Source organism: Devosia sp. FJ2-5-3 (assembly GCF_029201545.1).
Classification (GTDB): Bacteria; Pseudomonadota; Alphaproteobacteria; order Rhizobiales; family Devosiaceae; genus Devosia.
This window is the reverse complement of sequence record NZ_CP104007.1, coordinates 2099576-2121396: the sequence shown is the minus strand read 5'-3', so window position 1 is coordinate 2121396 and position 21821 is coordinate 2099576. Positions and strand designations below refer to the sequence as shown.

Genomic DNA, 21821 nt, shown 5'->3' with positions numbered 1-21821 from the left:
TCGCCTTCGAATGAAGGCGTTGCCCACGCGTTTTGATTTCTGTTCAGGATATGCTCAATCCGAAGTGAACGTCGGAGAGCAGTGAACGGGCCTGCGGCCCGCTCACAAGATCGTTTGCGTCTTACTTGACGCCGGCAGTTGCCGCGACTTCGGCGGCGAAGTCCGTCTCGGCCTTCTCGATGCCTTCGCCGAGCGCATAACGCACGAACTGGGTCAGCTTGATCGGCGCGCCGACATCCTTCTCGGCGTTCTTGATCGCGTCGGAGACCTTGGTCTCGCCGTCGATCACGAACACCTGGCTGAGCAGGGTCACTTCTTCGAAGTACTTGCGCATGCGGCCTTCGACCATCTTCTCGGCGATCTCGGCGGGCTTGCCCGATTCCTTGACCTGCTCGAGGATGATGGCGCGCTCGCGGGCAACAACGTCCTGGTCCAGTTCGTCAGGCGAAATGGCCTGCGGCTGGGCAGCGGCGATGTGCATGGCGAGCTGCTTGCCGAGGGCAGACAGCGCAGCCTTGTCACCGGTCGATTCGAGAGCGACCAGGATACCGATCTTGCCCAGACCAGTCTTGACGGCGTTGTGAACATAGCTTTCCACCACGCCATCGCTGACCGCGAGGGTCTGCGTGCGGCGCAGGTTCATGTTCTCGCCGATCTTGGAGATCGCTTCGGTCAGCTCAGCCGACACGGAGTGGCCAGCGCCGGGGAACGGCATTTCGCCGAGCTTGGCAACATCGCCGTCGGCATCGAGAGCGAGCTTGGCCACCGAGGAGACGATGTTCTGGAACTGCTCGTTGCGGGCAACGAAGTCGGTCTCAGAGTTCACTTCGACGACGGAAGCCTTGGTGCCCGACGTAGCAACGCCCACCAGGCCTTCAGCAGCAACGCGATCGGCCTTCTTGGCAGCCTTGGCCAGGCCACGGGTGCGCAGCCAATCGACGGCAGCTTCCATGTCGCCATTGGTTTCGGCCAGGGCCTTCTTGCAGTCCATCATTCCGACGCCGGTCAGATCGCGGAGCTGCTTAACCAGTGCAGCAGTGATTTCCATGGGTTCACCTCATGAGCGGCCCCGCCTTCGGGGCCGCATAGTTCTGTTCAGGACAAATCCGGAATACCGGACTTGGATGACGGCTTAGCCTTCGGACGGCAGGTCTTCGGCCGGAGCTTCTGCCGAAGCACCGATGTCGGCGCCCAGAGCGCTGGACGAACGGCTGATGCCGTCGATGGCAGCGCGCGAGATCAGCGAGACATAGAGCTCGAGTGCGCGGCTGGCGTCGTCATTGCCCGGGATGGCGTAGTCGATCATGTCCGGATCGCTGTTGGTGTCGACGATCGCGATGACCGGGATACCAAGGCGACGGGCTTCCTTGATCGCGTTGGCTTCCTTGTTGGTGTCGATGACGAACAGGAGCGAAGGCACATTGCCCATGTCCTTGATACCGCCGAGGTCGCGCTCAAGACGCTCCTGCTCGCGGCTCATCATCAGGCGCTCCTTCTTGGTGCGCAGGTTGCGATCATCGTCGCTCATCGATTCGAGCTCGCGCAGGCGAGAGATCGAGTTCGAGATGGTCTGCCAGTTGGTGAGCGTGCCGCCCAGCCAACGGGAGTTCACATAGTACTGGGCGGACTGCTTGGCAGCCTCGGCGACCAGCGGAGCGGCCTGGCGCTTGGTACCAACGAACAGCACGCGGCCGCCGTCAGCGACGGTGTCCGACACGAGCTGCAGGGCGCGGCTCAGCGAGGGAACGGTCTGCGACAGATCGAGAATGTGGATGTCGTTGCGAACGCCAAAGATGAAGCGTTCCATCTTCGGGTTCCAGCGGTGCTTCTGGTGGCCGAAGTGAACACCAGCTTCGAGGAGCTGACGCATGGAGAATTCTGGCAGTGCCATTTGGCTATCCTTTACCGGTTATGCCGCCACGGAGCAGTGCGGCGGTTGCCCGCCACCGGATGGGTCCCTCAAAAATGAGATGCCCGGCCCCGTGTGTGTGATTGCGTCGGTCAAACGCCGAACGCGTGGGCGATATATGCGACAATCGTCCAGTGCGCAAGCGTTTGGCGCGACAATCCCCTGAGGCAGGGTGCGGCGTATATGCCGCGCGACTACCTCACGACTGGCGCCCCCCGCACCCATTTGCGGCAGCGACCTGACTTAACCCCGCGCGTGAAAAGACGACCGCTAGTGGAAGCGGACGTCCGTAACGCCTTCGAGGGCCTTTATGCCGCCGGCCACTTCTGCGGTAACGGCATATTTGCCGGGCAGCATAATTTCATACTCGCGCGACCCACCGTCGCGGATCACCACGAAATTGACCGATCCATTGCCGCCGCGCTTGAGCTGGGCACTGGTCGGCCCGAGTGCGCGTTCGTCGGCAAGGAACACGGTGAGCTGACGATCGATCCGCTCAGCGAGACCCTCAATGGGCTTGGCCGAAACAAGACGAAGACTAATGCCCTCGGCACGCTCCTCGGCCCCAACTTCAAGAATGACTGAATTGCCAGGCTGAAGGATTGAACCAAAATCGTTGATCTGTTCGGAGAAGGCGATGCACTCGAAGGTACCGCTCTGATCCGACAAGCTCAGAATCATCATCGGCGTGCCTTTTCGCGTGCGCCGATCATTTCGCCCGGAGATGGTCCCCGCCAGTCGCCCTGCCCCTGCCCCGTCTTTTACCGCACGTTCGAAGTCGCTCCAGCGCTGGACGCGGAGCCTCTCGAACAGGTCCGAATAGGCATCGAGCGGATGGGCCGACAGGTGAAAGCCAATGGCCGACAGCTCGCGATCGGCGCGTTCGGTTGAGTTCCAGGCAGGCACTCCGGTGGGCAGGCGGAAGGGCTCGGGCTCGCTTGACGCGAACATGTTCCACTGCCCCTCGTTCCGCTCGCTGGCGAGGGCCTGTGCCGTGCCGATGATCGTTTCGACAGCGGCAAAGGCGATCTCGCGACGCTCCACCAAACCATCAAAGGCACCGGCGTTGACCAGCGTTTCGAGCGTCCTCTTGTTGAGGGCCCGCGGATCCACCCGACGGGCGAAATCGCCGAGATCCTTGAACGGAGTGTCGCCGCGCATTTCGACGATGTGCTCGGCCACAGCGCGGCCCACGCCCTTTACCGCCGAAAGACCATAGTGGATGCGGTCCTCCTTCACCGAGAATACGACCTCGGATTTGTTGACGCAGGGCGGAACGACCTCGATCTTCTTCTTTCCGGCCTCGCGGCGGAAATCGCTCAGCTTGTCGGTCTGGGCCATGTCGAGCGTCATCGACGCGGCGTAGAATTCGTGCGGGAAATGCTGCTTGAGATAGGCCGTCTGATACGACACCCAAGCGTAGGCGGCCGCGTGGCTCTTGTTGAAGCCGTAGTTCGCGAATTTTGCCAGCAGGTCGAAGATTTCGTCGGCGAGCTTTTCGCTGACGCCCTCTTTCGCCGAGCCGTCGCGGAAACGGACGCGCTGGCGGTCCATTTCGGCGCGATCCTTCTTACCCATGGCGCGGCGCAGCATGTCGGCTTCGCCGAGCGAGTAGCCCGAGAGCAGCTGCGCGATCTGCATCACCTGCTCCTGGTAGACGATGATGCCATAAGTCTCGTCGAGCACGGTCGACAGCGTCGGATGCGGGTAAGCGACATCCTCGCGCCCGTGTTTTCGGTCAATGAAGCTCGGAATATTGTCCATCGGACCAGGCCGATAGAGCGCGTTCATAGCGATCAGATCTTCGATGCGGTCGGGCTTGAGATCCATCAGCGCCCGACGCATGCCGGGACTTTCAAACTGGAAGATGCCGTAAGTGTCGCCGCGGGCATAAAGATTATAAGTGGCCGCATCATCGATGGGGATGGTGTCGATATCGATCTCGACGCCGCGGTTGCGCACCATGGCGACGGCATACTGGATCGTGGTCAGCGTCTTGAGGCCGAGGAAGTCGAACTTCACGAGACCGGCAGGTTCAACCCACTTCAAATTGTACTGCGTTACCGGCATTTCCGAGCGCGGATCGCGATAGAGCGGCAACAATTCCTGCAACGGACGGTCACCGATGACGATACCGGCGGCGTGGGTCGAAGCGTGGCGGAAGAGACCCTCAAGCGCCTGGGCGATTTCAACGAGTTGGGCAACGGTCTCGTCGTCGTCGACCATCTGCTTGAACTGCGGCACCTCCTTGAGCGTACGCTCGACGGACCAAGGGTCGGCAGGGTTGGCAGGCACCAGCTTACAGATGCGGTCGACCTGACCATAGGGCATCTGCAGCACGCGCCCGACGTCGCGCAGCACGGCGCGGGCCTGCAGCGTTCCGAAGGTGATAATTTGCGCGACCTGCTCGGCCCCGTACTTCTTCTGGACGTAGTCGATGACCTCCTCGCGGCGGTCCTGGCAGAAGTCGATATCGAAGTCGGGCATCGACACGCGTTCCGGATTGAGGAAGCGTTCGAACAGCAAATTGTAGCGGAGCGGATCGAGGTCGGTGATGGTCAAGGCGTAGGCGACGAGAGACCCAGCGCCAGACCCACGACCCGGTCCGACCGGGATGCCCTGCGCCTTCGACCATTGAATAAAGTCAGCAACGATAAGGAAGTAGCCCGGAAATTTCATCTTTTGGATGATGCTGAGCTCGAAGTCCAAGCGGTCGCGGTACTCGGCTTCGGTCTTGCCGGGAGCAATGCCCGTGCTCGCAATGCGCATGTTCAGCCCGTCAACCGCCATCTTGCGCATGACGGCCGCTTCCGCGGCGACGACCTCGTCCTCGCTCGCATTCGGATCGGCGGCGAACTTGGGCAGGATCGGGCCACGGGTGCGCGGACGATAGGCGACACGCCGGGCAATTTCGACAGTCATGTCAAGGGCTTCGGGGAGATCGGCGAACAGCTCGACCATCTCCGCGCGGGTCTTGAAATAGTATTGGTCGTTGAGCTTGCGGCGTTCGGTCTGCGCCAGCACCGAGCCGCCGGCGATGGCCAGCAAGGCGTCGTGGGCTTCATATTCCTTGGCGGATTTGAAGAACGGCTCGTTTGTCGCGACCAGCGGCACGCCCTTGCGATAGGCGTAATCGATCAGGCGAGGCTCGACAGCCAGCTCCTGCGGGCGGCCATGGCGCTGTAATTCAATGTAGAATCGGTCACCGAAGAGATCGGCCAGTCGGTCGAGCCGGCGCAGGGCGTTGGCGTCCTGCCCCTGGGCGAAGGGCATGTCGATGGCCCCTTCGGGTCCACCCGAAAGACAGATGAGACCAGACAGGCTTTCGGGGAAAAGCCAGTCGAGCTTGAGGCGGGCAAAGCCGTTCTCGCCCTCCATATAGGCGCGCGAGACCAAGCGGGAGAGATTGGCAAACCCCTCCTCAGACTGTGCCATCAGGACGACGCTCGACTTACCCGCCCAGGCCACATGACCGCGCTCGCTCACCCGCTCCTCGGCGGCGGCGAAATCGATCGGCAGTTCGACGCCGATCAGCGGCTGAATGCCTTTTTTCGTAGCCTTTTCAGAGAATTCGAGGGCACCGAACAGATTGCTTGTGTCCGCGAGCCCCAGCGCCGGCTGTCCATCCGCGGCGGCAAGTTTGAGGATGTTTTCGAGCTGAATGGCGCCTTCAAGAAGCGAGAAGGCAGAGTGGACGTGCAGGTGGATAAAGCCGGGGCCGTGCATATTGATCTCCTGGGCGGACCTTGGTCCAGCCGGGGATCAGGGTCAAATCACCCTGCCCGAATTCCACAGCGATCACACCAGTTTGCTCAGGATATCCATCCAGGTCAGGAATCCGATGGTGAAGGCCCCGAGGGTTACGAAGGCAGCGAAGTCCTTGAGAAAATCGAGCATTTCCGTCTCCTGTTTCCATTATGTTCTTATATGTTCGATTTCTGTTCTCGTCCAGCATGGAAGACCGGGAACAGCGGGGACGACGGATTATTGGTTAGCGTTTCGTTAGTATCCGCTAGCAGACGGTTAACGTTGAGTCGGCTTGAAGTGAGAATTCGCTCATGCGCGCGCGGCTGTTCGGGGCCCGCCGCGTAGCGGGCCCGACTCGTCGGGACGATGGCGTCAGCCCTGGGACATTTGCGTAAGGAAATGCTCGGGGCCGTCGACTTCCTTCAGCCGCTTGCCGACGATCTCGAAATAGCGGGTGCCGATGCTGCGCAGGAAGGCGCGGTCATGGGAGACGAGGAGACAGGTCGCGCCGTGTTCGGCGATGTCGGCCTCCAGCTGCTCCTGCCCGGGGATGTCGAGATGATTGGTCGGCTCGTCGAGGAGATAAAAGTTCGGACGCTTGAGCCGGAGAGCAAGGAGCGCGAGGCGCGCCCGCTGACCGAGTGAAAGCGTGCGGATCGGCTTGCCCTGACGTTCGGGTTCGAAGCCGGCTCCCGCGAGCAGGCTGATCGAGCGCCGGTCGCCTTCATCGAATGCACTGACCAGATAATCGAGCGGCGTCTGTGCGGATGGCAGCCAGGTGAGCGCCTGGTCGAGATAGCCGGCCACGAGCTGAGGACTGACACGAATGCCGGCAATTGCCTCGCCGGACAGGGCACGCGACACCAGCTGCATCAATTGCGACTTGCCCGCCCCATTCCGGCCGAGCAGCACGATCCGGTCGCCCTGGAACATAAGGAGCTTGTCGATGGTGAAGAGCAAAGTGCCGTCGGGCGCGGTGACAGGGACGTTTTCAAGCGCCAGCATCACCTTGGCTTCGGCGCCGCTATTGCCCAGCATCACCTTCCCCGTCCGCTCCTTGTGGACCGAAACGACCTGATTTTCGATTTTCTCGGCGCGCTCGCGCAATTGCTTGGATTTGACCGTCAGCAGATCGCTGCCCGAGTTTATGCCGATATTGGTCAGCTTGGCCGCCTGCTTGCGCAGGTGCGTGGCCTCTCGAAGGTCACGCTCCCGCTGCACCTCCGCCGCCTGATCCATTTCCTCGAGCGCCTTTCGGGCAGCGCTATAGGGCAAGGGCAGAAAGACGGAGTGATCTGGCCGGACGAAGAGCGTGCGATTGGTTACCGCATCGAGGAACTGGCGGTCATGGCTGGCGATGATGAGGATGGTGGAGCGCGGAAGTTGTGCCACCCATTTCTCCAGCGCAAGGATGCGGCCGAGATCGAGATGATTGGTCGGCTCGTCGAGCAGCAGGACGTCGGGATTGCCCACCCAGCCCCGGGCAATGAGGGCCAGTCGCTGCCAGCCGCCACTGAGGGCGCTCATCGGGCGGGTCGCAAGCTCAAGTGGAAAACCGAACTCATCGAGCGCGACATCGGCTCGCCAGCTCTCGGCCTCTCGCTCGGCAGGCGACAATCCCAGGGCGACAAAGTCCCGTGCAGGCAAATCGCCGGCGTCCGGGGGTAAATCCTGCGGCACGGAACCGAAGGTCAGGCCGCGCGAGGTCGTGATATCGCCTTCACTGAGTTCGGCCTCGCCGATGAGTGCGCGCAAAAGCGTGGACTTGCCTCGGCCATTGGGCGCCGCCAGGCCAAGCCTGTCGCCATCACCGAGCGTGAAACTGAGATTTGAGAAGAGGATATTGCTGGAGCGCAGGCCCGCATTGCGGAGGCTGATCGTCGCCATTGGAATGTCTTTCCGGGTGTGGCGCACAGCGCCGTAACCTAAGAAGCATAGCCGGACCAGAGAGGTCGGCTACCGGAAGGGCAAACCAGAAGGGTGGGAGCAAAAGCGTCCGGACCGGCTGGTCAGCCCTGCAGCAAAAGCCACAGGGCACAAACGGGACCACGCTGGCGATGGGTGTAGAACTTGGTCATGCACCCCTCCTGTGGACTCGACTGGACGAAAGGAGGGTAAATGAGCGGCAAAGCCGATGCAAGGGTTCAGACGAAGTAGAAAATGGCCGACACAGCGGCGAGGACGCCTAAACGCGACGCCCTGAGCGTGGCCAGCCGGTACGCAATACTGAACAACCCGGCTTGAGGCCAAACGCCTGATAAAGCGGCGCCTTTTCGGGTCACTGGATACGCAGAACTGGACCCGAAATCGGCACGCATACGGCAACTCCAAACAAAAACCGTATGACCACATGTTTAGCAGCGCGCACTTAAGAAAGTGCTTTCAAGAAGCAAACGAGGAGTAAATTTGGCGGCACATCTTGGGACGAAACTGTCCCAATCATCCGGCCGGCCGCAAAGCCCTCACGCCGCGCACCCGATTGGCACAGAAATCGAAATCGATGAGATAGACCCAGCCATCCTGGACGGCACGCACCTCGATGCGCCTGTCATTGGGAACATTGAGCGCTATATCGGTGTAGCCGCGCCGCGCGATCGCTTCGCGTATTTGCCGGTCTGTGAGACAGATGGCGCGCTGCGGATAAAAATCGGTCATCTGGTCGCCGAACCGGAAACCGAAATTGAACCCACCCTGGGCCTGGACCGGCGCACTCAGCGCGGCCCCTATTGCCAAAGCCGCAAACCCAACCAATATGGTCTTCATACCAACCTCCCTGCCCCTCTGGCCAAGCTTCGGCAAAATCGCCTGAACCTGTGCTGAACGCCCGAGCGTTCTCAGCGCTCCCTGGCTTTTCAGGGGAAAACAGGCCAGAACAGGACGGGAACGGCGCAGTTCGGTATTGTGCTGGTTCCCTAACGACTGATTCGCCCCCTCCATAGCGTGGACCCTGCATGTCGCAGCCTGATGATGATCTTTTCGGTGGTGCCCCTCAACTCAAGCCGGCGCCGGCCAAGCCTGCAGCGCGGGCCAGTGTTCCGCCTCCGGAGAGCTACAGCGCCGCGGACATCGAGATCCTCGAGGGACTGGAGCCCGTTCGGCGCCGGCCCGGCATGTATATCGGCGGCACGGACGCCAACGCCTACCATCACCTCTTCGCCGAAGTGATCGACAACTCCATGGACGAGGCCATTGCTGGCCACGCCAATCGGATTGAAGTGCATGTGGGCGCTGACGGATACATTACCGTTACCGATAATGGCCGCGGCATCCCGGTCGAAAAGCACCCGAAATTCCCCAACCGGTCGACCCTGGAAATCGTGCATACCGTGCTTCATGCCGGCGGCAAGTTCGACAGCAAGGCCTATGAGACCTCAGGCGGCCTGCACGGCGTCGGCGTCTCGGTTGTGAACGCGCTCTCCGACGACATGATCGTCGAGGTGGCGCGCGACCAGCAATTGCACCGCATCATCTTTTCGCGGGGCAAGGTGGTGCAGGACGTCGAAAATGTCGGCCGTGTGCAGAACCGGCGCGGCACCACCACGCGCTTCCACCCCGACCCCGAGATTTTCGGACCGACGGCGCATTTTTCGGCCGGTCGCATTTTCCGGATGACACGGGCGAAGGCCTATCTGTTCGGCGGCGTCGAGTTGCGCTGGAGCTGCGACGAGAGCCTGGCCACGGACGAGGTGCCGGCCAAGGCCGTGTTCCACTATCCGGACGGGCTGAAGGACTTCATGACAGCCCGGATCGAGGGCGAAACGCGGGTTACCGACGAAATTTTTGCCGGCAAGGTCGGGCGCCCGGGCAGCCACGGCTCGGTCGAGTGGGCAATTGCCTGGACACTTGGCGATGGCGGAATGCAATCGTATTGCAATACCGTCCCGACGCCGGACGGCGGCACCCACGAAGCGGGCCTGCGCATGGCGCTGTTGCGCGGCCTCAAGGGCTATGCCGAACTGACGAAGAACAAGGGCGCCGCAAACCTGACTGCCGAGGACGTGCTGGCCAGTTGCTCGGCCATGCTGTCGGTCTTCGTGCGCGAGCCCGAATTCGTCGGCCAGACCAAGGACAAGCTGGCCTCGGGCGAGGCAACCCGGATTGTCGACACGGCGCTGCGCGACGCCTTCGACCACTGGCTGGCCGCATCGCCGCAACAGGCCGGCAAACTGCTCGACTGGGCGATCGACCGGGCCGAGGAGCGCCTGCGTCGCCGCAAGGAAAAGGAAATCGATCGCGCAAGCGCGACACGAAAGCTGCGCCTGCCCGGCAAGCTGGCCGACTGCACGCAGAACGCCGCCCAGGGCGCAGAACTGTTCATCGTCGAAGGCGACTCGGCCGGTGGATCGGCCAAGCAGGCGCGCAGCCGCGCCAACCAGGCGGTGCTGCCGCTGCGCGGAAAAATCCTCAACGTGGCCGGCGCAAGCCGCGACAAGGTGCATGCCAGCCAGGCCATCGCGGACATGATCCAGGCGCTCGGCTGTGGCACGCGGGACCGCTATATCGAAGACGATCTGCGCTATGACAAGATCATCATCATGACCGACGCCGACGTAGACGGCGCCCATATTGCCTCGCTGCTGATGACGTTCTTTTTCCAGGAAATGCCGCGGCTGATCGAGAACGGACATTTGTTCCTCGCCCTGCCGCCGCTCTATCGCATCAGCCAGGGCGGCAAAACGCTCTATGCCCGCGACGACGAGCACAAGAACGAATTGATGGCGACCGAATTCAGCGGCAAGAGCAAGGTGGATATCACCCGCTTCAAAGGCCTCGGCGAAATGCCATATGTGCATCTGCGCGAGACCACCATGTCTCCGAAGTCGCGAACGCTGCTGCAGGTGAAAATCCTCGATGACCGGGACGCGACCAAGCTGACGGTCGACCGCCTGATGGGCAACAAGCCGGAATCGCGCTTCGACTTCATCCAGGAAAATGCGGCTTTCGTGACCGATCTCGACATCTGAGGGTCACGTTTGCAGCGGTTGGCGGCCTTGTTAGGGCTTCATTAACCTTGCCGCGCAAGGCTGGAACGGTATTGGCAAACCGGGAATTCCGCCATGAATGACGACATCCAGAAACGGGCCTATGCACTTTGGGAACAGGATGGCCGTCCCCAGGGACAGGACCAGGCCTATTGGTTCAAGGCCATCACCCAACTGGCCAGCGAAGCGGCCCAGACCATCAAACCGGCGCGCAAGCGTGCGGTGCGAACGAAAAAGGCGGCCTGAGAGCCGCCTTTCGCTTTTTGATTGCCCGGCGCCACCGGGCATTTTTTTCGGTGAAGACCGGTCCTACCAGACGCGCGGCCAATAGACGTCGTCGGCAAAATCCTCGGGGATCGGCGACAGCCGGGCGATCGCCTGGGCGGCAAATTCGATCTGCAGGGATTGATGACGGATATTGTCCGGCATGGGAGTGCCGGTCACGAATTCGCGCACGCGCCACTCATCCAGCTTGAGCCCTCGGAGGCGCCGTCGCGCCTCGGCGTGAACCTGTTCGACCTGGACGAGCTTGTGACCGGTTTCGGCCCGCTCGAGGGGCTCAGTCCATTCCCTGCTGCCTTCAATAACCGCGAAACGCACGACATCCTGCCTTGTCTCATCCGCCTCCTGGCGGAACACGCATTCAATCTGTCATCATTCGGTTACGGAACGGCAAACAACCAGCGCTTGGCAGGCATGGCAGCCATGATAAGAACGGGGCCATGAACATCCTCTATCTGATGGCCGCCGAGGCCGAATATGGCGCCTGCCTGCGGGCACGAATTGCTCCGGTGATGATCGGGATCGGCCCGGTGGAAGCGGCGATCGCGACGACGCGGGCGTTGGCGGAGCGCCAGGCTGACCTGCCGGCGCTGGTGGTGTCGCTGGGGTCGGCCGGGTCACGTACGCTCGAGCATGGTGCGGTCTACCAGGCAATTTCCGTCTGCTATCGCGATATGGACGCCTCGGCGCTGGGGTTTGCGCGCGGCGTGACGCCGCTCACCGACCTGCCACCGACCCTGCCGCTCGAACCGCAGATCCCCGGCTTACGGCCGGCAACGCTCTCGACCGGTGCCAATGTGGTTACCGGTGCCGCCTATGAGGCGGTGGGCGAGGACATGGTGGATATGGAGACTTTTGCGGTGCTGCGCGCCTGCCAGGGGTTCAATGTGCCGCTCCTGGCGCTGCGCGGTATTTCGGACGGCGCGCATGAGCTCAAAAAGCTGACGGACTGGACGCAATATCTCGACGTCGTCGACCGCAATCTTGCCGATGCCGTCGAACGGATCGAGGCCCATTACTCCGGGCGGTGACTGGCGGCCTTCTTGTCGCGGCGCGAGCGCTGCCAGGTGGTCCATTTACGGCTGCCGCGCAGGATGGCCATGTTGACCGGACCCTGGAGAAAAATGAGGTCGACGGCCAGCAGCAACAGGCCAAGCGGCAGCATCCAGATGCCCAGGACCGGCAGGAAGCTGAAAATGCCGCCCAGCACCAGCAGGATGCCCAGCGGGATGCGGACAAAGCGCGCCTCCGGCCGTCGCACCCGCGCGAGCGCCCTCGCAGCGAAGCCCGGGATGCGCCGCTCCAGGCGGTCGAACAATCTGTTGAGGCGATCGGTGCTCTTGATGGTCATTGGCGGCTCCTGCCGAAATTACATGGCGTGCGGAAAAAGCCTTTGCAAGGACGAAGTCGGAACTCTCGCGACACAATGACGTTCCACCGGGGAACAACAGGAGAGCGTCATGAACCTGGAAGATCTTTTCCCCAGCCGTCGTCACCATTCCGGCCTGCCCGATCGGCTGAGCGCGCAGGTCGATCAATTGCGTCGCGACATCGGCGAAATCAGCGCCGTCCTCTCGCGGGAAGCGCATCATACCGCCAATGAATGGAGCCGCGAGGCGGCAAGGCAAGGCGCCTGGCTGGCAGGCGTCGCGGGACGCAAGGCCGTGAGGGGGGCCGAGGCGGTGCGGCGTGATCCGCTGCCGGCGCTGGCCATCGTGGGAACGGCATTGCTGCTCGCCCACCTCTTCAGCGGCCGCAAGTAAGACTTCGTTTACCCTCCCGGTCAGCGTTTCCTTAAGGGTGACGGCGCATTTTCGGTCAAAGCTGCCTTTGGGCAACACGCCGGAGATTTCCCATGCGCCGCCTCGTCACCATCGCATCCCGCGCCATCGCCATGACCCTTGTGGCCACCAGCCTCGGTGGCTGCAGCTTTTTGGGCATGAACTTCGCCTTCAACCAGATGAGCGACAAGGAATGTCTGATGCGGGCGATGTATTTCGAATCCAACCGCTCCAGCGCCGACGGCATGCTGGCGGTGGGAACCGTGGTGATGAACCGTCTGCACGATCCGCGCTATCCCAAGAGCGTCTGCGGGGTCGTGGGGCAGAAGAATCAATTCGCCCAGGGTGTGCTCACCAAGCCGATGACCGACAGCGGCGCGGTACTGGCCGCACAGATGTCCGACCAAGTCTTGCGCGGCGCGCGGCACCCGGGGGTGCGCAATGCCCAGCATTTCCACACAGCGGGCCTGCGCTTCCCCTATAACAATATGTATTACGTGCTCGAGGCGGGCGGAAACGAGTTCTACGAAAAGCGCAGTCGCTAGCCGCGCCTAGAAATCGCCGCCGATATCGAAATCGCTCCAATCGCCGCCACCGTCGTCGATGCCCGGATCCTCGGCTGGAGGGTCGGCAGGCACATCGGCTTCTGCGGCAGTGGCTTCTCCGCCGCCGCCGAACATGCCGGCGATGGCGCTACCCAGAAGCACGCCACCTGTGACGCCCAAAGCGGTCTGCGCAGCGCCCGCCAGAAAGCCTGAACCACCACGCGGTTCGGGACGCGGCGCTTCCTCCACATTCCCCCAGGGACCACGCCGGACCTGCGACTTCGGAGCGGGGCGATCATCGCCAAAAATACCGTCGAGAAAGCCGCCAGAACGCTGGCTGGACTGTCCTTCCAGGGTCTCGATGCGCTTCTGCTGCTCGCGCAGGGCCGCTTCCTGCACGATGATGGTCTGGGCCATGAAGTAGGCCGCGGACGGGTTTTCCCGCAGGCGCTGAAAGATCAGCTGTTCGGCGTCCCTGTCGCGCGCACCGCTGTTGCGCTCGACATTGGCGAGCCGGTCGAAAAGATCTTCGATGGCGCGTTCGTCTTCAGGTCTGATCATGGGCCGCTCCTTCCGTGTGCTTTAATGGAGATGGGCAGTCCAAGGGCGCGGCGCAATGCTCAACGCGGGGATTGGCGCAGGATAAAGCCGATGATGACGGCGACGGCCTCATAGAGTTCGACAGGGATCGTATCGTCGAGTTCGATCCGGCTCAGCGCTTCGGCCAGCATCGGATTGGCTTCGATGACGATATCGTTTTCTTCGGCCAGGGCCACGATCTGGGCCGCGACATAGCCCCTACCCTTGGCAACGACGCGGGGAGCGGCATCCTCGCCCTTTTCATATTGAAGCGCCGCGGCGAGCTGGGTGGAGGGCGGTTGCTCAGTCATAGGAGTGCATCCACAGCCGCGCCGGCCCTGCGATTGGACAGGGGCTCAGCGGGCGGGCCGACACGCACGACGATCGCCCCCGGCACGAGGCCAACCGAGGCAAGCTCCTGGCGCAAGGCTTCGACCCTGTCTCCGAGATCGGCGACGACGTCTTTTCGTTCAGCCCAGAGCAGGATGCCGGTGAGTTTGCCGCGCAGCGAGATCTGGGCGCCGACCTCGCCCAGATCAGGCAGATTGGTGGCAAAACTGACCTGCCAACTGCGTTCCTCCGGTTCAACCGCATCCGAATGGGCATCCTGATGGATCTGCAATTGCAAAATGGTCTGATAGCCGGCGACTGCGATAGGCAGATCGAGATTCCACTGCGTTTCGCTGCGGTGCCCGGCTTCCGGAAGCGATGCGTGCTGATGGAGCCGCAAGCGCGAGAGCGCGCCTTCGGTTCGCTCGAGCAGGAGCCGGCCGGCATCCTCGGGATCGAGGGGCAGAAGGGCGGTTGGCTGTTCGAGCTGGCGGACGCGCGGGATCATGCCGCGCAAGGGCGGCGGCAGCCGGGCTATGGGCGATAGTTGACCCTCGTTGCCAAGCCACTGACCGAGGCCCTGGCGAAGGGCCAGGAGGCCCGACTTCATATCGGCGGCGGCTGTGGCAGGTCGATTTGCGGCTAGTGCAGCCTCCTGGAACAGGCCAGACTTTGTGACTGCATCCTTGAGCGCCGCGCCGTCGATCTTGCCGGTGAGGTCGAGCTGATTGCCGAGGACCTGACGGGCCGCCTTGAGCAGCGGTTCAGGTAGCCCCGATTGCGACAAGAGGGCCGTCAGAAGCCCGGTCACTGCGGTCAGGCTGCCTTGCTGCGGTATGGCCTGCTGCACCATCTGGGCCAGCGCGGCCTGGGCTGGGCCCTGGCCGGGAGGGGCCGGCGAAATCGGGCCATAGGGCGTCGCACCGACACGCGCAGCTGCCGCCCCATTTGCACCTGTGCCCGGAGGCGCAGCGGAAGCCGCGGTGCCCGCGCCGGGACTGGCCGCTGCAGGCTGCGGCGAAGCGGTAACCGGCGGCGCACCGGTCTGGGTGCTGTTGCCGGCGCCGGCCGTTTGAGGCGCGACCTGGCTGGCAGGACCATAGGTCTGCGCCGGAAGCGGGCCTTGTGCGCCCTGCCCTTGCGAGAGCTGGATGGTGGTCGCCGGCTGGGATTGCGATTGCGCCGGAGGCTGGCGGCTCGACAGCAGCGCCAATCGCATTTGCCCGTCGACCTGCTGGACGGCCAGGGTGAGGATGGTCCCCACGGGCTGCGCATTGGGCAGGTTGAGAGCGAGGAATTGTCCCCCCACCTGAACCCGGGTCATCCCGCCTGCGGCCTGATGGAGGACGCGAGCCTCCAGATTTTGACCCGGAGTCAGCGACAGTGCACGCAGCAACGGTCCGGCCTTGGCATGGAACACCACCGGAAGTTGCGACGAGATGGTCATGTGCCGATCGTCCCCGGCCGCGTCATGCAGCCGAGCGCAATCCTATGAGCGATTCAGGAAAATGTGGAGCGCTTTGTCTCAGTCCTTGCGGACATCCTTGTATTCCATGGTCGCGGGCTTGCCGCGGAAGGTGACCCAGAAATAGTTGAGCGTATAGGTCGCGGCCGTGCGGAATACGCCTTCCGCTTCCAGACGACGGCCCGAGGTCTTCATCTTGAGGGCATAGGTCCACTTGACGCCGCCGACCTTGGACAGGCGCACGGCCACATCGGTATCTTCCCCGAAAAACTCGATGGAGCGGTCATATCCGCCAACCTGGACCCAGGCATCGCGCTTGAAGACGAAATTGCCGCCCTGCACCACCGAGCCAACCTTGAGAACGAAACGGTTGAGCAGGTAGATGAGATAGGTCAGCACGTAGAACATGTCGATCATCAGGCGATTATGGGCAGCCATGTCGTAATAGACATAGGGGCCGCTGAGGCAGACAAGCTTCTTGTCACCCATAAATTCGCGCATGACCACATCGAGCCAGCCTTCCGGGACAATGGTGTCGCTGTCGATATTGGCGATGAGGTCATAGCCTTCACTCGCGGCAAAGCCGGCATCGCGCGCATTGACCAGGCCCTTCTTGGGCTCATCGACGACGCGCACGCCGGTAAAGCTGCGCGCGATTTCGCCGGTCCGGTCGGTCGAGGCGTTGTTGACCACGATGACGTCGGCCGCAACGCCCGAACGCTTGATCTCCGCCAGAACCGACTCGAGGCATGTGCCGATCAGCTTCTCCTCGTTATAGGCGGGAATGACGAATGCCAGCTTCATGGGGATCCTTCTGCTGGCAGCACACCAGCCTAACAAACCTGCTGCTCTTAGCGCGTGAGCCCCGCCGGAGCAACAGATGGCGCTCCTGCTCACCCGGAATGCCACAGGCGCCATTCCCAATTGCGGCGCAGATGATATGGTCGACGCCTAGAAGCTCTCGGATTTTGCTCCGCACCAGCGGGAGGAGGCAAAGTGAGAAAGTCCCTCGTCGTTCTTGCAATGTTGTTTGCGGCGACTGCGCTGGCGGGTGCTGCGGAGGGTACGGCAGTCGGGGTCAACCCAGACGCCGTAGCCAGTCTCGGCGCCAGCGACCGTGTGTTGCAGGTCGGCGCAGACATCTCCCTGGGAGAACGCGTTTCCACCGGCGCCTCGGGACAGGTCCAGATCCTTTTTGCGGACCAGACACGCCTGGTCGTGGGACCAGAGAGCTCCCTGCTCATCGAATCCTACCTGATGACGGGCAGCGGGGCGGACAAATTTGCCATCGATGCCCTGGCCGGCAGCTTTCGCTTCATTTCCGGAAACGGGCCGAAATCGGCCTATTCGATCCGCACGCCAACCGCGTCCATCGCCGTGCGCGGCACCAAATTCGATGTGCTGGTGGAAGGCGGCAGGACGGAAGTGATGCTGTATGAGGGCGAGGTCAGCCTCTGCTCTCCGGCCGGTGAATGCCAGGATCTCGCGCAGCGTTGCGAGATCGCCTCCTTTGGCCCGGGAGGCGCCCAGAAGATCGGGCACGCAGAGGGCGCCCACAGGGCCAGCAGCGCCAATTTTCGTTTTGCACGTTTTCCGTCCCTGCTCGTCGGGGATTTTCGCGTCAGCGGCGCCTCCCAATGCGTCGAGGCACCGGCCGCTTCTGCGCCCGCTTCACTGAGTACGGTCGAGGATGGAAAGATCGCGGCGCCGATTGCTACCGGGCCAAAGGAAAACGAGCCGACGCAATCGGATGGCGGCACCACGACGACGGACCCGACGGACGGAACGGGAAGCGGCGGAACGGGCACCGGCGGCAACCAGGGCGATGATGACGACAATGACGACCAGGGCGAGAACAACCAGGGCGGCGGCACCGGTTCGACGTCGCAGGGCGGAACGAGCGGGGGAACGACCGGCGGCAATTGCGGTTGTCAGGGCGGGGGCGGCGGAAAGACCGGTATAGGGGGCGGCAGCACTGGCGGCAGCCTGTCCATCACCTATGTATTGGGCGGCCTGCTCTGAGCGATGCCAAACAAGGTGAAATAGTCTGTCCCAAGATCTCGGCCCCAAAAACAGCGCGTCGCGCAGGAGCGCCATGCGCCGACTGCGCGAAAAGCTGCGCATTCTCTATCATTCACACACGCCGGCCGCGCTTCGGTTTCAGGCCATCGTGCTGGTTGTCGACGTGGCGATCATCGCCTTTTTCGTGGCGAGCCCGCTCTTGCGGGGCAAGTCGGTCTTTCTCTGGCTCGACTATTCGGTCGCCGCGCTTCTGGGCATCGAGTTGGTCGCGCGCGGGCTGGCCGCTACCGATGTCCGGCGATGGCTGCGCCAGTTTCCCGTCATCATCGATATCTTCATCCTCGCCACCCTGCTGGCGCCCACCTGGCTGTTCAATCTCGGTTTCCTGCGCATCCTCCGGCTGTGGACGATTACGCGATCCGGCCTGATCTGGCGCCCGCTCAAAAAGCGCGGGCTGGGCGAATACCAGGATACGATCCAGGCGGTCATCAACCTGCTGGTGTTCCTGTTCGTGGTGACGGGCTTTGTCTACACCGCTTTCGTCGGCGACGAGAGCGGCATCGCGGGCTATGTAGACGCGCTCTATTTTACCGTCACAACGATGACGACGACAGGCTTCGGGGACATCACGCTGCCCGGCTCGTGGGGCAAGATGGCCTCCATCGTCATCATGATCATCGGCATTTCGCTCTTCGTGCGGCTGGCGCAGCTGATCTTCCGGCCAGCCAAGATCACCTTCCCCTGCCCGCAATGCGGGCTCTCCAAGCATGAGCCCGACGCCGTTCACTGCAAGGCCTGCGGGCATATCCTCAACATCCCGGATCCGGGGCACGAATAGATCAAGCGCTACTTCTGCCCCAGGATCGGCAGGCGCAGCCGGAAGCAGGCCCCCGAAAGCTGCCCCTGCGCCAGTTCGAGGGTGCCGTTCATGCGCGTCACGATCTGGCGACTGATGGCGAGGCCGAGACCGGCGCCGGTCTGATCGACGGAGCCGCGCAGTCCGCGGGCGAATTTTTCAAAGATCAGGGTGCGCTCGGCCTTGGGAATGCCGGGGCCATTATCGGCGATGTCGACCACGAAATTGCCAGATCGCACCAGCGAGGTCACGCGGAGGCGCGGCTGGGGGGCATCGTTGTATTTCACCGCGTTGGAAATCAGATTGATAAAGACCTGGCACAACCGGTCGGCGTCACCCTCCACCATAGTCGTGCCGGATCGCTCGCCGAACTCGACCTGAAAGCCCTTCTGCCGCAGCAGCGCATCGCAGACCGCCAGCGCCCGGTTGAGCGCCTCCTCGGCGTCCACCGGCACGTTTTCCCAACTGCGCTCGCCGCGCTCCAGGGCGCTGAGGTCCAGAATTTCGTCGAGCAGCTTGGTGAGGCGCAGGCTTTCGTGGTGGATGGTCGAGACAAAGCGATGACGCTGGACCTCGTCCAGTTCGTCGGGCTCGAGCAGGATTTCCGAGAAGGAGCGAATTGAGGTCATTGGCGTGCGCACTTCGTGGCTGACCTGGCTGAGGAATTCGTCCTTCTGGCTGTCGAGCTCGCGCAATTGAGCATTGGCGTCCTCCAGCTTCTGGGCCGTGAGGCGGAGCTCCTCGGAGGTTTTCTCGAGTCGCTGGGAATACTCCTTGGCCTGCTGGGTCTCGTCGGCCATCTGCATCATTTCTTCGAGCGATACGTCAGCGCCCGCCACCACCTTCGAGAGCATGACATGGGCCGAGGCGGCGCCGATCGATCCGGCCAGTTCGCGCTCGAGATGGGCCACGAATTCGGGCGTGGGCTCCATCATCACGGGATCGACACCCCGCTCGCGCGCGACCATCTCGAAAAGCGCGGCGGCACGCTTTTCCCCGAGAACGCGTTCGGCCACGAAGAAGAGATCGTTGGCGGTGGCCGAGCCGGGTACGAAAACGCGCTGCGGCAGGCCGCTATGGCGGAAGACGTCGACAAAGGCGGTGGCCTGGATCCGCTCGAGGGCCGAAGGCGAGGTGATGAGCGAGCCGATAACGAGGGTCACGATATTGATGCTCAGGCTCCAGAAAGCCGCATGGGCCAGCGGATCCCACCCTTCGAGGCCGAACATGGCTTCGGGCCGAAGCCATGAAATACCCCAGGGCCCGGCATCGAGAAGGGCAGAAACCGCAGGCGAAACCGAGTCGAAGGAGGGCAGGAAGCAACTCCAGGCCCAGACGACGAAGCCGGCTGAAATGGCCGCCGTCACGGCCTTGAGCGACGCGTCACGCCAGAAAATGGCCGCCAACAGCGCCGGGAAGAACTGCGCGATGGCAGTGAAGGAAATCAGCCCGATGGGCGCGAGCGCGTCGGAATCCCGGGTGAAGAAGAAATAGAAGAAGCCCAGAGACAGAATGAGGATGATCGAGACGCGCCGGGCGATGAGGAGAACCCGCGTCACGCCCTGCCCGTCGCTATTCTGCCGGATGGCGCTGAGCTTGAGCACCATGGGCATGATGATGTGGTTGGAGACCATGATCGAGAGGGCGATGGACTCGAGGATAATCATTGAAGTGGCGGATGAGAAACCGCCGATAAACGCAAATAGCGCCAAGCCATTTTGGCCCTGCGACAAGGGCAGAGTCAGCGCGAACATATCCGGGTTCGAGCCCTCGGGCATTACCGCCAGACCATAGACGGCGATGGGCAGAATGAAGATGCTCATCGCCATCATATAGGCGGGAAAGGCCCAGCCGGCGACGCGGAGATGGTTCTCATTGGAGTTCTCGACCACGGTCACCTGGAACTGGCGCGGCAGGCAGACAATGGCGGCGATGGAGAGGCCCATCGTGGTCAGCCAGCGGCTGTCGAAGCTGGTGGCGGTGTCCACCGCCAGCCCGCGTTCTGCGGCGAGGCGGAAAATACCCTCGAAGCCACCGCCGATGAAGACGACGAAGACACCCACGGCGACGAGCGCGGTGAGCTTTACCACCGCCTCGAAGGCAATGGCCGCGACGACGCCGTGATGCTGTTCCTTGGCGTCGACATGGCGGGTGCCAAAGAGAATGGTGAAAAGCGCCATGCCTGCGGCCACGCCGAAGGCGAGGCCAACATCATCGATGCCCTTGAGACTCCCCTGCCCGAATTCGGATGATCCGGCGACGGCCTGGATGGAGGATGTGACTGCCTTGAGCTGCAGCGCGATATAGGGCGCGATCCCGACGACCGCGATGCACGTCACCAGCACGCCGAGACGGCTCGACTTGCCGAAGCGCGAGGAGAGCAGATCCGCAAGCGAGGTGATGCGATGGAGATGGCTGATACGGACGAGGCGTCGCAGCAGGAAATACCAGCCCACGAAGACCAGCGTCGGTCCGAGATAAATGGTGAGGAATTCGAGCCCGCTCCGCGCCGCATTGCCAACCGCGCCGTAGAAGGTCCAACTGGTGCAATAGACCGAGATGGAAAGGGTGTAGACCGCAGGCGAATTGAGCCAGCTGTTCTTATTGGCCTTGGCGCGCCTGTCGCCGAAATAGGCGAGGACGAACAGCAGGCCGACATAGGCGATTGCGGTGGCAATGACGAAGTCGGCCGATAGCATCTAGCCGTCTCCCTCGGTGCCGTCCTGCGTCGCGTCGCGCGGCAGGCGTCGCGTCAGCAGCGCAGTTCCGATGATGAGCAGGACCCAGATGGCAAAGAGATAGACCACGATCTGCGGCACGCCGAAGACTGTCAGCTCATGGTTGAACAGCAGCACCAGCGGCGGAAAGAACAGCAATCCCCCACCAATGGTAAGCACCAGCATGCCGCCGACAATTCTACGCCTGTCCGGCATTTTGGCCTAATATGCCGCGCACCACGCTGACGACTTCAGCGTTCGAATAAGGCTTGGTCACAAAAGCGTCCGCACCAAGATCTTCAGCAATGCGCCGGTCCTGCTGCTGGCCCTTGGCTGTCAGGATGAGAACCGGCAGGGAATGCATGTCCACATCCGCCCTGATCTGTTTGAGGACGTCGAAACCGCTGCGCTTGGGCAGCATCACGTCGAGCATGAGCATGCGCGGCTGCAGGCGACGCACCGTCTCGACGACGACATCGCCATCGGTGACCGACCCGATAGTCCAACCAGCGCGGCGCAGAATGAAGTCGAGCGATTCCAGAATGCTCGGCTCGTCCTCCGCGATCAGGATATCAACTGCCAAACTTCCCCCCAGTGCCGGCGATC

Annotated in this window: 20 protein-coding genes and 1 pseudogene; 7 read left to right on the top strand and 14 right to left on the bottom strand. The window is 62.4% G+C overall.

Annotated elements, in window-relative coordinates:
- Positions 1-121 precede the first annotated feature (121 nt).
- The 5 genes from tsf to N0P34_RS10305 all read right to left on the bottom strand — a co-directional run bounded on the left by tsf (position 122) and on the right by N0P34_RS10305 (position 8419).
- Positions 122-1048: a translation elongation factor Ts gene (tsf, locus tag N0P34_RS10325; protein ID WP_275603165.1), complete on the bottom strand. Its 927-nt coding sequence runs from the start codon at positions 1046-1048 to the stop codon at positions 122-124.
- Between the two features lie 84 nt (positions 1049-1132).
- The gene (gene rpsB / locus N0P34_RS10320; protein ID WP_275603164.1) at positions 1133-1891 is read right to left on the bottom strand and encodes a 30S ribosomal protein S2; all 759 of its coding nucleotides are present in this window, start codon (positions 1889-1891) and stop codon (positions 1133-1135) included.
- Between the two features lie 288 nt (positions 1892-2179).
- A complete protein-coding gene (gene dnaE, locus N0P34_RS10315) occupies positions 2180-5635 on the bottom strand; it encodes a DNA polymerase III subunit alpha (RefSeq protein ID WP_275603163.1) in 3456 nt (1151 codons plus the stop codon).
- A gap of 393 nt (positions 5636-6028) precedes the next feature.
- The gene (locus N0P34_RS10310; RefSeq protein ID WP_275603162.1) at positions 6029-7543 is read right to left on the bottom strand and encodes an ABC-F family ATP-binding cassette domain-containing protein; all 1515 of its coding nucleotides are present in this window, start codon (positions 7541-7543) and stop codon (positions 6029-6031) included.
- Between the two features lie 552 nt (positions 7544-8095).
- Complete coding sequence (locus N0P34_RS10305) at positions 8096-8419, bottom strand: hypothetical protein (RefSeq protein ID WP_275603161.1); 324 nt, start codon at positions 8417-8419, stop codon at positions 8096-8098.
- 188 nt (positions 8420-8607) lie between these two features.
- Between N0P34_RS10305 and parE the strand changes: the two genes are divergently transcribed.
- A complete protein-coding gene (gene parE, locus N0P34_RS10300) occupies positions 8608-10620 on the top strand; it encodes a DNA topoisomerase IV subunit B (RefSeq protein WP_275603160.1) in 2013 nt (670 codons plus the stop codon).
- 93 nt (positions 10621-10713) lie between these two features.
- A complete protein-coding gene (locus N0P34_RS10295) occupies positions 10714-10884 on the top strand; it encodes a DUF2934 domain-containing protein (protein ID WP_275603159.1) in 171 nt (56 codons plus the stop codon).
- Positions 10885-10947: 63 nt separating this feature from the next.
- Here the strand turns inward: N0P34_RS10295 and N0P34_RS10290 are convergent, their stop codons facing one another.
- Positions 10948-11238, bottom strand: a complete 291-nt coding sequence (locus tag N0P34_RS10290) for a hypothetical protein (RefSeq protein ID WP_275603158.1) — start codon at positions 11236-11238, stop codon at positions 10948-10950.
- 122 nt (positions 11239-11360) lie between these two features.
- Here N0P34_RS10290 and N0P34_RS10285 point away from each other — a divergent pair, with 122 nt between their 5' ends.
- Positions 11361-11951: a 5'-methylthioadenosine/S-adenosylhomocysteine nucleosidase gene (locus tag N0P34_RS10285; RefSeq protein WP_275603157.1), complete on the top strand. Its 591-nt coding sequence runs from the start codon at positions 11361-11363 to the stop codon at positions 11949-11951.
- On the opposite strand, the gene N0P34_RS10280 is transcribed toward N0P34_RS10285, so the two are convergent.
- Positions 11936-12271, bottom strand: coding sequence for a hypothetical protein (locus tag N0P34_RS10280; RefSeq protein ID WP_275603156.1), 336 nt, complete (start codon positions 12269-12271; stop codon positions 11936-11938). The two genes, N0P34_RS10285 and N0P34_RS10280, sit on opposite strands and share 16 nt — an antisense overlap.
- 109 nt (positions 12272-12380) lie before the next feature.
- Between N0P34_RS10280 and N0P34_RS10275 the strand changes: the two genes are divergently transcribed.
- Both N0P34_RS10275 and N0P34_RS10270 read left to right on the top strand, forming a co-directional pair.
- On the top strand, positions 12381-12683 hold the full coding sequence (locus tag N0P34_RS10275; RefSeq protein ID WP_275603155.1) for a hypothetical protein: 303 nt from the start codon (positions 12381-12383) through the stop codon (positions 12681-12683).
- Positions 12684-12775: 92 nt separating this feature from the next.
- Positions 12776-13243, top strand: a pseudogene (locus N0P34_RS10270) (cell wall hydrolase); the annotation flags it as partial.
- Positions 13244-13252: 9 nt separating this feature from the next.
- Here N0P34_RS10270 and N0P34_RS10265 read toward each other — a convergent pair.
- From N0P34_RS10265 to N0P34_RS10250, 4 genes are all read right to left on the bottom strand, one after another.
- Positions 13253-13807, bottom strand: a complete 555-nt coding sequence (locus N0P34_RS10265) for a DUF2076 domain-containing protein (protein WP_275603154.1) — start codon at positions 13805-13807, stop codon at positions 13253-13255.
- A gap of 59 nt (positions 13808-13866) precedes the next feature.
- The gene (locus N0P34_RS10260; protein WP_275603153.1) at positions 13867-14136 is read right to left on the bottom strand and encodes an EscU/YscU/HrcU family type III secretion system export apparatus switch protein; all 270 of its coding nucleotides are present in this window, start codon (positions 14134-14136) and stop codon (positions 13867-13869) included.
- Positions 14133-15602: a flagellar hook-length control protein FliK gene (locus N0P34_RS10255; RefSeq protein WP_275603152.1), complete on the bottom strand. Its 1470-nt coding sequence runs from the start codon at positions 15600-15602 to the stop codon at positions 14133-14135. The genes N0P34_RS10260 and N0P34_RS10255 overlap by 4 nt, the downstream gene beginning before the upstream one ends.
- A gap of 78 nt (positions 15603-15680) precedes the next feature.
- Positions 15681-16424: a glycosyltransferase family 2 protein gene (locus N0P34_RS10250; protein WP_275603151.1), complete on the bottom strand. Its 744-nt coding sequence runs from the start codon at positions 16422-16424 to the stop codon at positions 15681-15683.
- A gap of 192 nt (positions 16425-16616) precedes the next feature.
- Between N0P34_RS10250 and N0P34_RS10245 the strand changes: the two genes are divergently transcribed.
- Both N0P34_RS10245 and N0P34_RS10240 read left to right on the top strand, forming a co-directional pair.
- Positions 16617-17642, top strand: coding sequence for a FecR domain-containing protein (locus tag N0P34_RS10245; RefSeq protein ID WP_275603150.1), 1026 nt, complete (start codon positions 16617-16619; stop codon positions 17640-17642).
- 73 nt (positions 17643-17715) lie between these two features.
- Entirely contained in the window at positions 17716-18480 is a 765-nt protein-coding gene (locus tag N0P34_RS10240) for a potassium channel family protein (protein WP_275603149.1), read from the top strand.
- 8 nt (positions 18481-18488) lie between these two features.
- Here N0P34_RS10240 and N0P34_RS10235 read toward each other — a convergent pair whose 3' ends face one another.
- From N0P34_RS10235 to N0P34_RS10225, 3 genes are read right to left on the bottom strand one after another with little or no spacing between them, the layout of a single operon-like run.
- On the bottom strand, positions 18489-21197 hold the full coding sequence (locus tag N0P34_RS10235) for a sensor histidine kinase (RefSeq protein WP_275603148.1): 2709 nt from the start codon (positions 21195-21197) through the stop codon (positions 18489-18491).
- A complete protein-coding gene (locus N0P34_RS10230; RefSeq protein ID WP_275603147.1) occupies positions 21198-21401 on the bottom strand; it encodes a hypothetical protein in 204 nt (67 codons plus the stop codon).
- A 13-nt stretch (positions 21402-21414) separates the two neighbouring features.
- Positions 21415-21798, bottom strand: coding sequence for a response regulator (locus tag N0P34_RS10225; protein ID WP_275603146.1), 384 nt, complete (start codon positions 21796-21798; stop codon positions 21415-21417).
- Between the last annotated feature and the right edge of the window lie 23 nt (positions 21799-21821).